Origin of the sequence: Arsenicicoccus sp. UBA7492 (assembly GCF_002479615.1) — a bacterium.
Taxonomy (GTDB): domain Bacteria; phylum Actinomycetota; class Actinomycetes; order Actinomycetales; family Dermatophilaceae; genus Arsenicicoccus; species Arsenicicoccus bolidensis.
The window spans coordinates 88,188-101,075 of sequence record NZ_DLOE01000059.1 but is presented as its reverse complement, the minus strand read 5'-3'; the positions used below and the strand labels follow the sequence as shown (position 1 = coordinate 101,075).

15 protein-coding genes are annotated in these 12,888 nt (G+C 72.2%); 8 read left to right on the top strand and 7 right to left on the bottom strand.

Annotated features, from left to right (window positions below; all coding sequences use genetic code 11):
• Positions 1-313 precede the first annotated feature (313 nt).
• A complete protein-coding gene (galE, locus tag B4E97_RS17910; RefSeq protein ID WP_286958310.1) occupies positions 314-1,330 on the bottom strand; it encodes a UDP-glucose 4-epimerase GalE in 1,017 nt (338 codons plus the stop codon).
• Positions 1,331-1,437: 107 nt separating this feature from the next.
• On the opposite strand from galE, the gene B4E97_RS17905 reads away from it, so the two are divergent.
• The 8 genes from B4E97_RS17905 (at position 1,438) to B4E97_RS17870 (ending at position 8,000) form a co-directional block, all read left to right on the top strand.
• Entirely contained in the window at positions 1,438-2,496 is a 1,059-nt protein-coding gene (locus tag B4E97_RS17905) for an iron-siderophore ABC transporter substrate-binding protein (RefSeq protein WP_239265590.1), read from the top strand.
• The gene (locus B4E97_RS17900) at positions 2,493-3,473 is read left to right on the top strand and encodes a FecCD family ABC transporter permease (RefSeq protein WP_286958301.1); all 981 of its coding nucleotides are present in this window, start codon (positions 2,493-2,495) and stop codon (positions 3,471-3,473) included. The genes B4E97_RS17905 and B4E97_RS17900 overlap by 4 nt, the downstream gene beginning before the upstream one ends.
• Positions 3,470-4,501 (top strand): iron chelate uptake ABC transporter family permease subunit, encoded by a 1,032-nt coding sequence (locus B4E97_RS17895; protein ID WP_239265586.1) that lies wholly within the window; start codon positions 3,470-3,472, stop codon positions 4,499-4,501. Before B4E97_RS17900 ends, B4E97_RS17895 begins: the two co-directional genes overlap by 4 nt.
• The gene (locus B4E97_RS17890) at positions 4,501-5,439 is read left to right on the top strand and encodes an ABC transporter ATP-binding protein (protein WP_239265584.1); all 939 of its coding nucleotides are present in this window, start codon (positions 4,501-4,503) and stop codon (positions 5,437-5,439) included. The genes B4E97_RS17895 and B4E97_RS17890 overlap by 1 nt, the downstream gene beginning before the upstream one ends.
• Positions 5,415-6,500, top strand: coding sequence for an S-(hydroxymethyl)mycothiol dehydrogenase (locus B4E97_RS17885; RefSeq protein WP_239265582.1), 1,086 nt, complete (start codon positions 5,415-5,417; stop codon positions 6,498-6,500). The genes B4E97_RS17890 and B4E97_RS17885 overlap by 25 nt, the downstream gene beginning before the upstream one ends.
• Positions 6,500-7,138 (top strand): MBL fold metallo-hydrolase, encoded by a 639-nt coding sequence (locus tag B4E97_RS17880; RefSeq protein ID WP_286961060.1) that lies wholly within the window; start codon positions 6,500-6,502, stop codon positions 7,136-7,138. Before B4E97_RS17885 ends, B4E97_RS17880 begins: the two co-directional genes overlap by 1 nt.
• A gap of 9 nt (positions 7,139-7,147) precedes the next feature.
• Positions 7,148-7,438, top strand: coding sequence for a YciI family protein (locus B4E97_RS17875; RefSeq protein ID WP_029210150.1), 291 nt, complete (start codon positions 7,148-7,150; stop codon positions 7,436-7,438).
• A 73-nt stretch (positions 7,439-7,511) separates the two neighbouring features.
• On the top strand, positions 7,512-8,000 hold the full coding sequence (locus B4E97_RS17870; RefSeq protein ID WP_029210149.1) for a methyltransferase: 489 nt from the start codon (positions 7,512-7,514) through the stop codon (positions 7,998-8,000).
• A gap of 86 nt (positions 8,001-8,086) precedes the next feature.
• On the opposite strand, the gene pabB is transcribed toward B4E97_RS17870, so the two are convergent.
• The 6 genes from pabB to paaI are packed head-to-tail and all read right to left on the bottom strand — an operon-like array spanning position 8,087 to position 12,868.
• On the bottom strand, positions 8,087-9,484 hold the full coding sequence (gene pabB / locus B4E97_RS17865) for an aminodeoxychorismate synthase component I (RefSeq protein ID WP_286961059.1): 1,398 nt from the start codon (positions 9,482-9,484) through the stop codon (positions 8,087-8,089).
• Complete coding sequence (locus tag B4E97_RS17860) at positions 9,481-10,290, bottom strand: aminotransferase class IV (protein ID WP_286961058.1); 810 nt, start codon at positions 10,288-10,290, stop codon at positions 9,481-9,483. The genes pabB and B4E97_RS17860 overlap by 4 nt, the downstream gene beginning before the upstream one ends.
• 56 nt (positions 10,291-10,346) lie before the next feature.
• On the bottom strand, positions 10,347-10,745 hold the full coding sequence (locus B4E97_RS17855) for a type II toxin-antitoxin system VapC family toxin (protein ID WP_286961057.1): 399 nt from the start codon (positions 10,743-10,745) through the stop codon (positions 10,347-10,349).
• Positions 10,745-11,026: a type II toxin-antitoxin system Phd/YefM family antitoxin gene (locus B4E97_RS17850; RefSeq protein ID WP_019285330.1), complete on the bottom strand. Its 282-nt coding sequence runs from the start codon at positions 11,024-11,026 to the stop codon at positions 10,745-10,747. The genes B4E97_RS17855 and B4E97_RS17850 overlap by 1 nt, the downstream gene beginning before the upstream one ends.
• 49 nt (positions 11,027-11,075) lie before the next feature.
• Positions 11,076-12,392, bottom strand: coding sequence for a phenylacetate--CoA ligase PaaK (gene paaK, locus B4E97_RS17845; RefSeq protein WP_286961056.1), 1,317 nt, complete (start codon positions 12,390-12,392; stop codon positions 11,076-11,078).
• Positions 12,393-12,436: 44 nt separating this feature from the next.
• The gene (gene paaI, locus B4E97_RS17840) at positions 12,437-12,868 is read right to left on the bottom strand and encodes a hydroxyphenylacetyl-CoA thioesterase PaaI (RefSeq protein ID WP_286961055.1); all 432 of its coding nucleotides are present in this window, start codon (positions 12,866-12,868) and stop codon (positions 12,437-12,439) included.
• Positions 12,869-12,888: the final 20 nt, after the last annotated feature.

The following is a 12,888-nucleotide window of genomic DNA, read 5'->3' as shown; positions in this document are numbered from 1 at the left end:
CCCGGTCGTGCCTTTGCAACCTGGCCGTGACCTGCGGTTTTTGACAACACGGGCGTTGTGCAAATCGGCGCCGAGCCCGTATGCCGGTCCGCCCGTGAGGTATTCGCGGCACCGCCAACCCCAACGACCCGGGGCCTCGGAGACCGCTTGTGACAGAGTTCACAAGCGCCAGGAGGTATGCCGGGCCCGCCCCCTCTCGCTAGCGGCCCGGGCTCGCGACAGAGTGGTCGCGAACCCGACGTCAAGGGGTCGTAGACGTCGGATATGTGACCACTCTGCAGCCCCCGCCGCCGGCACGCGCCGGAGAGACCAGTCAGCTGGGGTAGCCCTCGGGGTTGCCGGACTGCCAGCGCCACGTGTCGGCGCACATGTCGTCGACGGTCCGGGTGGCCTGCCACCCGAGCTCGCGGTTGGCGCGAGAGGGGTCGGCATACGAGGCTGCGATGTCGCCGGGGCGACGAGGGGCGACCTGGTAGGGGAGGTCGCGGCCGACGGCGCGGCTGAAGGCCGCGAGCATCTCCTTGACCGAGGTGCCGTGCCCGGTGCCGAGGTTCCAGGTGGAGACGGCGTCGTCGACCTGGCCGAGGCGGTTGAGGGCGGCGACGTGGCCGGCGGCGAGGTCCTCGACGTGGATGTAGTCGCGCAGGCCGGTGCCGTCGGGGGTGTCGTAGTCGTCGCCGAAGATGTTGAGGTGCTCGCGCCGCCCGACGGCGACCTGGGCGATGAAGGGAACGAGGTTGTTGGGGATGCCCTGCGGGTCCTCGCCGATCGTGCCGGACGGGTGGGCGCCCACCGGGTTGAAGTAGCGCAGCAGCGCGATCCGCATCTGCGGGTCCGCGACGGCGACGTCGCGCAGGATCTGCTCGATCATCACCTTGGTCCAGCCATAGGGGTTGGTGGCCGACGTCGGGAAGTCCTCCTTCATCGGGACGGGCGCGTCCTCGCCGTACACCGTTGCGCTGGAGGAGAACACGAGCTTCTTGACGCCGTGGCGCTGCATCGCGCGCACGAGGGAGAAGGTCGAGTCGAGGTTGTTCTCGTAGTACTCGAGCGGCTTCTCGACCGACTCGCCCACGGCCTTGAACCCCGCGAAGTGGATGACCGCGTCGAACTGCTCGGTGGCGAACAGGTGCTCGGTCTTGTCGCGGTCGGTCAGGTCGAAGCCGTGGACCTCGATCGGCTGCCCCGCGAGGGCCTCGAGCCGGGCCATCACGGACGGCTTGGCGTTGGAGAAGTTGTCGACCACGACCACGTCGTGGCCGGCGGCAAGGACCTGGAGGGTGGTGTGCGAGCCGATGTAGCCGGCACCACCGCTGACGAGAACGCGCATGGCTCCCACCCTAGGGGTCCCGCTGACGGCCGCGCTGTGCGATGGGTCGAACGATAGGGATAAGGTGTGCCTAACTTAGGCAACCCTGATCGACGATTGGACCCGCTTTGTCTCTGTCTCGCCGCTCCCTGCTGGTGCTCACGTCCGCCACGCTCGCCCTGGCCGCGTGCGGCTCCGGCTCAGGCGGCTCCGGCGCTGGAGCCGAGTCCGGCCAGGCCTCGTCCGGCGCCGCGTCGCTGGGCTCGGGCGGCGCCGAGCAGGGTGCCTTCCCGGTGACGCTCAAGCACAGCTTTGGTGAGACCACGATCACCAAGGAGCCCACCAAGGTCGCGACCGTCGGCTGGGTGGACCAGGACATGGCCGTGTCCCTCGGCGTCGTGCCCGTCGGCGCCACCGCGATGACCTGGGGCGGCAACGCCGCCAAGTCCACGGACTGGTTCGACGCGGCCGTCGCCAAGCTCGGTGGCAAGGCGCCCACGCGCTACGACGACACCGACGGCATCCCCGTCACCGAGATCGCCAAGCTCGCGCCCGACGTCATCCTGGCCACGGGCTCGGGGCTGACCAAGGCGGACTACGACACGCTGTCCAAGGTCGCCCCGGTCGTCGCCCAGCCCGGCGCGCCCTGGGTGACCCCCTGGACCACCTCCCTGGACATGGTGGGCAAGGCCCTCGGCCGCCCGACCAAGGCCACCGCCGTCCGCGCCCAGACCGACAAGGTCGTGGCCGACGCCAAGACGGCCCACCCCGAGCTGGCCGGCAAATCCATGGTCTTCGCCTACCTCGCCACGACAGACCTGTCGCAGATCGGCATCTACGGCAAGGAGGACAACCGCGTCCGCGCCCTCGAGTCGTTCGGCCTCACGAGCGCGCCGATCGTCGGCACCGCCGTCAAGCCCGGCCAGTTCTACGGCAACGTCTCCGCCGAGCAGGCCTCGACGATCCAGTCCGACGTGCTCCTCACGTATGCCGACAAGCCCGCCGACATCGCCTCGTTCAAGGCCAACCCGCTGATCGGCCAGATCCCGGCGCTGAAGTCGGGGCACGCCTATGCCGAGGTGGACAAGCAGATCGGCCTGTCGGTCACCAACCCCAGCCCGCTGTCGATGCCGTTCATCGTCGACAAGTACCTCCCCGGCGTGGTCAAGGCCGTCAAGGGCGCATGAGCCGGGCCGTCCCCGCGCCGGTCGCCGTCCGGGCCCTCTCACCGCTGCTGGTCCTGCTGGTCGCGCTCGCCGCGTCGCTGCTCGTCGGCTCGCGGGCGGTGGCACCCAGCGCCCTGCTCGACCCGGCCGACCCGCTGCACGCGATCGCGATGGCGCGCGTCGACCGGACGGTGCTGGCGGTCGTCGTGGGCGCGGCGCTCGGGCTCTCGGGGGCCTGCTTCCAGGGGCTGACGCGCAACCCCCTGGCGGACCCCGGGATCCTCGGGGTGTCCGCCGGGGCGTCGCTCGCGATGGTGGTGGCGATCAGCATCGGCGGGCTGTCCGCGCCGCTGGCGCACGTGGGCGCCGCGTTCGTGGGGGCAGCGGTCGCCGCGATCGTCGTGCACCTGCTGGCGGCGGTGTCGCGCGGGGGCCTGCGGCCGGGCTCGGTCACCATCGCCGGCGCGGCCGTGACCGCCGCGCTCACCTCGGTGTCGACGGCCCTGCTGCTGGGGGACCACGGGACGCTGCAGGCGTTCCGCTTCTGGCAGGTGGGGACCATCGGTGGGCGCGACCTCGCTCTGCTCGCCGCCGTCGGTCCCGTGCTGGTCGTGGGGGCGGTGCTGTCGCTGGTCCTCGCTCGGCGGCTCGACGCGCTGGCGCTCGGTGACGACGCCGCCGCGGCCCTCGGCACCCACCCCACCCGCACCCGCTGGGCCGTGGGTGCGGTCGCCGTGCTGCTGGCCGCCGGTGCCACCGCCCTCGCCGGGCCCGTGGGCTTCGTGGGTCTGCTGGTCCCGCACGCCGCACGGTCCGTCGTCGGCCCGGCCCACGGTCGCGTGCTGCCGCTCAGCGCCGTGCTGGGGGCGGCGCTGGTGGCCGCCGCCGACACCGTGGGACGCGTGGTGCTGCCGCCGTCGGAGGTGCAGGTCGGGATCATGACGGCGATGGTCGGCCTGCCCGGTTTCGTGTGGGCCGTGCGACGGGGGCGGCTGTGAGCACCCTCGCCGTGCGGGAGCCCGCGACCCGCGAGGCGCGACGTTCGTTGAGCCGGCGCGCCCACCACCGCGTGCTCCTCGTCGTCCTCGCGGTCCTCGCGCTCGGCCTGGCCGTCGCACGAGCCCTGCTGGGGGACCTGGTGATCCCCGTCGTCGACGCCGTCGCGATCCTGCGGGGCGAGGTCATCCCGGGGGCGAGCTTCATCCTGATGGAGAGCAGCCTGCCCCGGGCCGTCCTGGCCCTGCTCGCCGGTGCTGCGTTCGGCGCCGCCGGCGCGACCTTCCAGACCGTCCTGCGCAACCCGCTGGCCAGCCCCGACATCGTCGGCGTCGGCATGGGCGCCTCGGCCGCCGCGGTCGTCGGCATCGTGGTGCTCGGCGTCAGCGGGCCGACGCTGTCTCTCCTTGCCGTGGCGGGGGCCCTGGTCGTGGCCGTCCTCGTGCGGGTCGTCGCGCAGTCCACCGGCGAGCGCCTCGTCCTGGTCGGCGTCGGCGTCTCGTCGGTGCTGGCCTCGGTCGTCCACTACCTCTTCACCCGCGCCGACGAGTTCGACACCCAGCTCGTGCTCCGATGGCTGACCGGCAGCCTCGGCCAGGCGGACTGGACGACGATCCGGTGGCTCGCCGTGACGTCGGTCGCGGCATACCTGCTGCTCTGGGTCGCGAGCCGGGACCTGCCCGCGCTGCAGCTCGGCGACGACCTCGCGCTCGGGCTCGGCGGGCGGCGCCACGCCGCGGACCTGCTCCTCGCCGTCGGCGTCGTGGTGCTGGCGCTCGCGGTGGCGGCGGTGGGGCCGATGGCCTTCGTGGCGTTCATGGCCGGGCCGATCGCCCGGGCTTTGGACCGCGGTCGCCCGACGATCGTCGGCGCGGCCCTCGTCGGCGCGGTCGTGGTGGTCGCCGCAGACCTGATCGGCGGCCACGTGATCCCCGACGTCCACCTGCCCGCCGGCGTCGTCACCGGCGTCACCGGCGCCCCCGTGCTGCTCTGGCTGATGACCCGCGGCCGTACCGAAGGAACCCTGTGATGACCCGACTGGCCACCCGCGACCTGACCCTCGGCTACGGCGGGGAGCCGGTCGTCCGCGACCTCACCCTCGAGATCCCGGACGGTCGCGTGACCGTCGTCGTCGGCCCCAACGCCTGCGGCAAGTCGACGCTGCTGCGCGGTCTCGCCCGCCTGCTGCGCCCGCGCTCCGGAGCCGTGCTGCTCGACGGACGCCCCATCCACGAGCAGCCCACCCGGACCGTCGCCCGCACCCTCGGCCTGCTGCCCCAGCACCCCGTCGCGCCCGAGGGGGTCACCGTCGCCGAGCTCGTCGGCCGCGGCCGGCACCCCCACCAGGGGCTGTGGCGGCGCAGCTCGGCGCACGACGCCGAGGCCGTCGAGCGGGCCCTGGCGGAGACGGGCACCAGCTCGCTCGCCGACGCCCCGGTCGCGGAGCTGTCCGGTGGCCAGCGTCAGCGCGTGTGGATCGCCATGGCCCTCGCCCAGGAGACCGACCTGCTGCTGCTCGACGAGCCGACGACCTATCTCGACCTCACCCACCAGATCGAGATGCTCGACCTGGTCGCCGCCCTCAACGCCGAGCGGGCCACCACGGTCGTCATGGTGCTGCACGACCTCGGCCTGGCGGCGCGGTATGCCGACCACCTCGTCGCCATGCGGGCCGGCGTCGTCGCGGCGCAGGGCGCACCCGCCGACGTGCTCACCGAGGAGATGGTGCGCGAGGTGTTCGCCCTGGACGCGCGCGTGATCGCCGACCCCGAGTCCGGGACCCCGCTCGTGGTGCCCCGCTGCTCGCCCCACCGCCCGTCCTGGACGGCGTCCGACCCGCGTTCCGGGCGTTTCCGGCATACAACCGGTTGGTCGCCCAGGGCCACGGGCAATGAGAGGGTGAGTGCATGGTCAACCGGCCGCGAGGCCAGGAAGGGGCGCACATGCCCACCACCGTCAAGGGAGTGATCTCCCGAGCCAAGGGCGAGCCGGTCGAGCTCGTCGACATCGTGATCCCCGACCCGGGGCCGGGCGAGGCCGTCGTCGACGTCCAGGCGTGCGGCGTCTGCCACACCGACTACCACTACCAGCAGGGCGGGATCAACGACGAGTTCCCCTTCCTGCTCGGGCACGAGGCCGCCGGCCGCGTCTCGGCCGTCGGGGAGGGCGTGACGGAGGTCGCCGTCGGGGACTTCGTGATCCTCAACTGGCGCGCCGTGTGCGGGGAGTGCCGGGCCTGCCGCCGCGGGCGTCCGTGGTACTGCTTCGCCACGCACAACGCCAAGCAGCGGATGACCCTCACGGATGGCACCGAGCTGACGCCGGCGCTGGGGATCGGGGCCTTCGCGGAGAAGACGCTGGTCGCGGCCGGTCAGTGCACGCGCGTGGACGAGCGCGCCGGCGCCGAGGCGGCGGGTCTGCTGGGCTGCGGCGTCATGGCCGGGCTGGGCGCCGCGATCAACACCGGCGGCGTCGGTCGTGGCGACTCCGTGGCCGTCATCGGCCTCGGGGGCGTCGGTATGGCGGCCGTCGTCGGCTCGCGTCTCGCGGGCGCGGCCACGATCATCGGCATCGACCCGGACCCCCGCAAGCGTGAGAAGGGGCGCTCGATGGGGGCGACGCACACCATCGACCCGGCCGACGGCGACGTCGTCGAGGCGGTGCGCGCGCTGACGGACGGCAACGGCGCGGACGTCGTCATCGAGGCGGTGGGTCGCCCCGAGACCTACGAGCAGGCGTTCTACGCACGCGATCTCGCGGGGACCGTGGTGCTCGTGGGGGTGCCGACACCGGAGATGCGGATCGAGCTGCCGCTGCTCGACGTCTTCGGTCGTGGCGGGTCGCTCAAGTCCAGCTGGTATGGCGACTGCCTGCCCTCTCGCGACTTCCCCATGCTCATCGACCTCTACCTGCAGGGGCGGCTCGACCTGGACGCGTTCGTGTCCGAGACGATCGGGCTGGGCGACGTCGAGGAGGCCTTCGCCACCATGAAGCGCGGTGACGTCCTCCGCTCGGTGGTGACGCTCTGATGGCCGGCGACGTGCAGGTCCAGCAGCTCGTCACGTCGGGGACGTTCTCCCTCGACGGGGGCACCTGGGACGTCGACAACAACGTGTGGATCGTCGGCGACGATGACGAGTGCGTGGTCTTCGACGCCCCGCATGACGCCTCGGCCATCGCCGCCGCCGTCGGCGAGCGTCGGCTGGCGGCGATCGTGTGCACGCACGCGCACGACGACCACGTCAACCAGGCGGCCGCTCTCGCGGAGGCCACGGGCGCCCCGATCTGGCTCAACCCGCACGACCTCGAGCTGTGGCAGCAGACCTATGACACGCGCCAGCCCGACGAGGACATCGTCGACGGCACCGAGATCACCGTGGGCGGGGTGACGCTGCGGGCGATCGCGACGCCGGGGCACACGCCGGGCGGTACCTGCTTCTACAGCGCGGAGCTGGGGCGCGTGTTCAGCGGTGACACCCTCTTCCAGGGTGGCCCGGGCGCGACGGGGCGGTCGTTCTCGTCATACGACACCATCGTCGACTCGATCCGCACCAGGCTGTTCACCCTGCCCGACGACACGATCGTGCACACCGGGCACGGCCCGGACACGACCATCGGCGCCGAGCGGGCCGGCGCCGACGGGTGGGAGGACCCCAGCGCCGCCTAGGGTGTGGCCATGGCCTACTACGCAGTCCGCTACTCCTACTCCGACGACCCCCGCCTCGACGAGATCCGGCCCGAGCACCGCGCGTTCCTCGGCCGGCTCGCCGAGGCGGGGTCGCTGCAGGCGTCCGGTCCCTACGTCGACGTGAAGCCGGCGTCGGCGCTGCTGATCCTCCGCGCCGACAGCGCCGACGAGGTGCGCTCGCTGCTGGGGGACGATCCCTTCCAGCAGCACGGCCTCGTCGCCGGGATCGACGTCACCGAGTGGAACCCCGTCATCGGCGTCTTCGCCGCCCAGCCCTGACCCGCCGGGGGCCGAGGCATCGGCCGGCCTTCGTTCGCCAGGCTGATGCCTCGGCCCCCGGTAGGTTCTGGCCATGAGCGAGCAGCAGGGCACCGACGTCGACGTCGACTGGGCCGTCGCCCGGGACGCCAACCGCGCCAACTGGGACGAGCGGGCGGGCCTGCACGAGGTCGCCTACGGGATCGAGCGCTACGCCGAGGACCCGGCATACCTCTCCACCGTGGTCAGCGACGACCTGCCCGCCCTCGCCGCCCACCTGCCGCAGGGCTCGCTGCGCGGCCTCGACGTCGTGCACCTGCAGTGCCACATCGGCACCGACACCATCAGCCTGGCCCGCGCCGGCGGTCGTATGACGGGGGTCGACTTCTCGCTATCGTCGCTGGCAGCCGCGCGTCGGCTCGCCGCCACGACCGGGACCGAGGTCACGTGGGTCGAATCGGACGTGCTCGACGCCCGCGCCGCCGTGACCGGTCACTTCGACGTGGTCTACACCAGCATCGGCACGATCGGCTGGCTCGGCGATCTCGGGCGTTGGGCCGACCAGGTGGCGCGAAAGCCCTGACGCGCCTGTTGGCCCCACCCCGCGGCATCGGGTGAGTCTGCTGCGGGTAGACGAGCAGTGAAGTCACCCGATCGCGACCGGGAAGGTCAGGGTCGGAGGGCGGGTAGGACGGCGGCGGCCTTGAGCAGCATCTCGTCGGTCTCGGCCTGCGGGTCCGAGTCCAGGACGATCGCCCCGCCCGCGCCGATCTCGACCTGCCCGTGGTGCATGACGGCGGTGCGGATCACGACGGACAGGTCCACCGCGCCGCTGCGGTCGACGAAACCCAGTGCCCCTGAGTAGATCCCGCGCGCCCGCGTCTCGAGCTCGTCGATGATCTGCATGGTGCGGTGCTTGGGGGCGCCCGTCATCGACCCGCCGGGGAAGCACGCCTCGAGGGCGTCGATCGCGGTGCGGTCCTCGGCAAGCCGCCCGCGCACGGTCGTCACGAGCTGGTGCACGGTCGCGTAGGACTCGACGTGCATGAGTCGAGGCACGTGGATCGTCGCCGGGTCGCAGACGCGTGACAGGTCGTTGCGCAGCAGGTCGGCGATCATGAGGTTCTCGGCACGGGTCTTGGCGTCGGCGGCGAGATCGGCTGCGGCACGGGCATCGTGGGTGGGGTCGGTATGACGCCTTGCCGTCCCCTTGATCGGCTTGGTCGACACCTCGCCGTCACCCGTCACGTGCAGGAACAGCTCGGGGCTGGCCGACAGGACGTGCCGGTCCCCGAGGCGCAGGTAGGCCGCGTGCGGGGCGGGGTTGAGCTCGCGCAGCCGCAGATAGATGTCGAACGGGTCGTCGTGCGACTCCGCGAGAACCGTGTCGGTGAGGCAGATCTCGTAGGACTCGCCCCGTCGCAGCGCCTCGAGGCAGGTCTCGACGTCCTGGCGGTACTGCGCGACGTCGCGAGCGAGATGCGCTGTGGGGCGGGGCGGTTCGTCATCCGGCCATGGCGCTCGGGTGATCCCCGGAGCGCGAGAAGCCGCGCCCGACAATCGATCTCGCGCCCATGCCGCCCAGGCGGCAGCGGAGTCGCCGTGCGCGACCAGCCAGGCGTCGCCGGTCTCGTGGTCGAGGGCGAGGAGCCGGTCGCAGCGCATCCACACGGCGTCGGGGTGGGGCGACGTGTGGCGGTTGGTGGCGCCGAGGTCGCCCTTCAGCTCGTAGCCGAGGTAGCCCACCCACCCGTCGACCAGCTCGAACGGCGCGGCATCCTCGGGCGGCGCGGCATCCTCGGGCGGCGCGGCCCGGCGCCGCAACGCGTCCAGGATCGTCCCGTCCTCGCGGCGGCTGCGGCCACCGGCGGTGACCACGACATGGCCCCGGCCGACGTCATACGTCAGCACCTCACCCTCCGGCCCGGGCGATCCGAGATAGGAGAACCGGGCCAGACCGGGCTCGGCCCGCGCGCTGTCCAGCCAGCAGGCCCAACGGGATTCGCCGAACAGCGCGGTGTAGGCAGCGCCGGGGTCGACGGCGAGACCGAGCGGTTCTACGATCATGTCGTGAGCTGCTCTGGCAACGGCCCGATGGTCTCCTCGAGGGCGGTGCGGAGCAGGTCGTCGAGCCCGGACGTGACGGCGCCGTGCGGGGTGTCGCGGATCGCGCCGTCGGGCAGGACCCAGCTCGTCACGGCCTGGACCCCGCGTGCGGCATTGACCGCCCAGACGGGCTTGTCGAGCAGGGCGTCGACCGAGACGCGACCGCGCGTCAGCGGGTGCGGGGTGTCGGCGAGGGCGGTCTCGAGGCACTCGATCGTGACCGAGGGCAGGGACAGCTCGTCGAGCGGGCGCGTGACGAAGTGCTGGCCGTCCCACCACACCAGGGCTGAGTAGGTCGCCTCGACGGCCTCGGGCAGCCGCTCCTCGACCCGCCACAGCAGTGCGTCGTCGGCGCCGAGCTCGCGTGCCCGCAGCTGCAGCTGGCGCTGCACGACCAGGTCAGGGCCCTTGATGTGCGGCCACTTGCGCGGGTCCGGCACGTCGGCGATCCACAGCGAGATCTGGGTGGGGGTGTCGCTCGCGGGCCGCAGCCACAGGGCGACGGCGTCGTTGTAGGCCTCCAGCCGCGGAAACCACCTGTCGGCGCGAGGGATTCGTGCCAAGACCTCGTCGACGACGACGTCCAGGTCCTGGAAGTGCACGAAGAACTCGGCCGTCGCGGCGAACCGCTGGATGTGTCGCTCCGGGCGCCGCGACCGCCCCTCCTGCACCAGCCAGGAGTCGATCACCTGCGGGGGGTGGTCGCCCGGAGGCTGCGGGCCCCACCACCAGCGCTCGCCGTCACGGACGGCCTCGGTCTTCTTCACGGGCGCATCGTGTCATGTGTGCCGCGCCCCCTCCGCACGGGCCGCCGCCCCTCGCGTCAGTCCGGTCCTGGCGAGACGACCTCGAGCCCCGCCGCCGTCGCCGCGTCGATCATCCGCTGGTCATAGCTCACCACCGCGGTGAGGTCCTCGCCCAGCTCCAGAGCGGTCGCGACGTGGATGGCGTCGAGCGAGCGCAGCACGCCCGGCGGCAGCCGGCGGGCCCGCTCGGCCACGGCGGGGGTCAGCGGCAGGATGACCAGAGCACGTCGCAGCGTCTCGGCGACGGACGCCGCAGCCCCGCCGACCTTGGCCATGCTCCTGCCGAGCTCCACCTCGCCCACGATGGACGTGGCGAGCGGCTGGGGAGCGTCGGCCAGCCACCGCCTCAGCGCGAGCGACTCGGCCTCCGTGGTGCAGAGCTTGGCCAGTGCCGACGTGTCGAGATAGGTCGCCATCAGAAGCGCTCGGCCCGGCCCTCGTCCAGGATGGCCTGGGTGTCGGTGCCGTCGTTCGGTGCGGGCTCGATCTCCCAGGCCTTGATGCTCGGATCGGCGGGGGGATGGGCGCCGTGCTTGCGCACCAGGTAGTCGATGCGCTGCTCGAGCGGCGACAGGGGCACCAGCCGCGCCATCGGGTGGCCGCGGTCGGTCACGAGGATCTCTTCGCCCGCGTGCGCGGCGGCGACGTAGCGGCTGGCGTGCTGCCGCAGCTCCCGGATGCCGATGGTCTGCGTCATACGAGCAAAGGTAGCACCTGGAGTGCTACTCGCGGTGGCCGGACGGTGGTCAGGACATCCCGCGCTCGTCCACGATCCGGCGCGCCTTGCCCACCGACCGCTCGACCCCGCCCTCGGGCAGGATCTCGATGCGGGCCGTGGTGCCGATGCGGGACTTGATGTGGTGCTTGAGCTCGCGCTCGATCGCCCGCTTCCGCTCCTCGCCGACGCCGTGCTGCGCCTCGATCCGGATGGTCAGCTCGTCCATGCGGCCGGGGCGGGTGAGGACGCATTGGAAGTATGGCGAGAGCCCCTCGATGCCCAGCACGATCTCCTCGATCTGGGTGGGGAAGACGTTGACGCCGCGCACGATCATGAGGTCGTCGGTGCGCCCGGTGATCTTCTCGAGGCGGCGCATCGCGGGGCGCGCGGTGCCCGGCAGCAGGCGGGTGAGGTCGCGGGTGCGGTAGCGCAGGACCGGCATGGCCTGCTTGGTGAGCGACGTGAAGACCAGCTCGCCCTGCTCCCCGTCACTGACCGGCTCGTCGGTCAGCGGGTCGACGATCTCGGCGAGGAAGTGGTCCTCCCACAGCGTCAGGCCGTCCTTGGTCTCGACGCACTCCTGCGCGACGCCCGGACCCATCAGCTCGGACAGGCCGAAGATGTCGGTGGCGTGCATGCCCACCCGCTCCTGGATCTCCTGGCGCATCGCCTCGGTCCACGGCTCGGCGCCGAACAGCCCCAGCTCAAGCGAGGTCTCGCGCGGGTCGATGCCCAGCGCCTCCATCGCGTCGATCATCGACAGGAAGTAGGACGGGGTGACGAAGATGATGCGCGGCCTGAAGTCCTGGATGAGCTGGATCTGCTTCTCGGTGTCGCCGCCCGACGCCGGCACGACCGTGCAGCCCAGGTGCTCCGCGCCGTAGTGCGCGCCGAGGCCGCCGGTGAACAGGCCGTAGCCGTAGGAGATGTGGGCGAGGTCGCCGGGCCGTCCGCCGGCGGCGCGGATGCAGCGGGCGACGAGGGTGGCCCAGGTGGTGATGTCCTCGCGGGTGTAGCCCACGACGGTCGGCTTGCCCGTGGTGCCGGACGACGCGTGGATCCGCACGACCTCCTCGCGCGGCACGGCGAACAGCCCGAAGGGGTAGTTGTCGCGCAGGTCCTTCTTGGACGTGAACGGCAGGAGCCGGACGTCCTCGAGCGCCGTGATGTCGTCGGGGTGGACCTGGCGCTCCTCGAGCTGGCGGCGATAGTGGGGGACGTGGTCGTATGCCGACCGCACCGTCCTCTGGAGGCGCTCGAGCTGGTGTGCGCGGAGCTCGTCGACGGACCAGCGCTCGGCGTCGTCGTAGAGGTCGGGTCGCTCGTCGATGGGGGGCAGTGTCATGTCCACTCCTTCGTCGTGGCCTGCTCGGGCGATGGCTGCGCCGCTCAGGCGCTCGGTCGGGGCTTGAGGGCGCGGGAGCGTCCACGGAAGTGGGCGATCAGCGCGCCGTCGCTCTCGCGCGTGACGGTGACGTCGGTGATCCCGTTGCGGCCGTAGCGCGCTCGCTCGATCCCCTTGGCGAGCAACACGTCGCCCAGCGCGGCGGAGCGGATGAAGTCGATGTCGCAGCCCGCCGCCACGGTCAGCTCGCCGCCGGCGTTGCAGGCGAGGGCGAAGGTCGAGTCGGCGAAGGTGAAGATGTAGCCGCCGTGCATGATGCGGTGGCCGTTGACCATGGTGTCGGTGACGGCCATGCGGGTGCGGGCCCGGCCGAGGCCGTCGACCATCGACACCTCGACGAGCTCGATGCCGAGGTGTCGCGAGGCGCCGTCCTCGTCCCACATGGTGCGGACGTGGGCCAGATCCGGATCCAGCATGCGACTCCTTCGTCGTGACC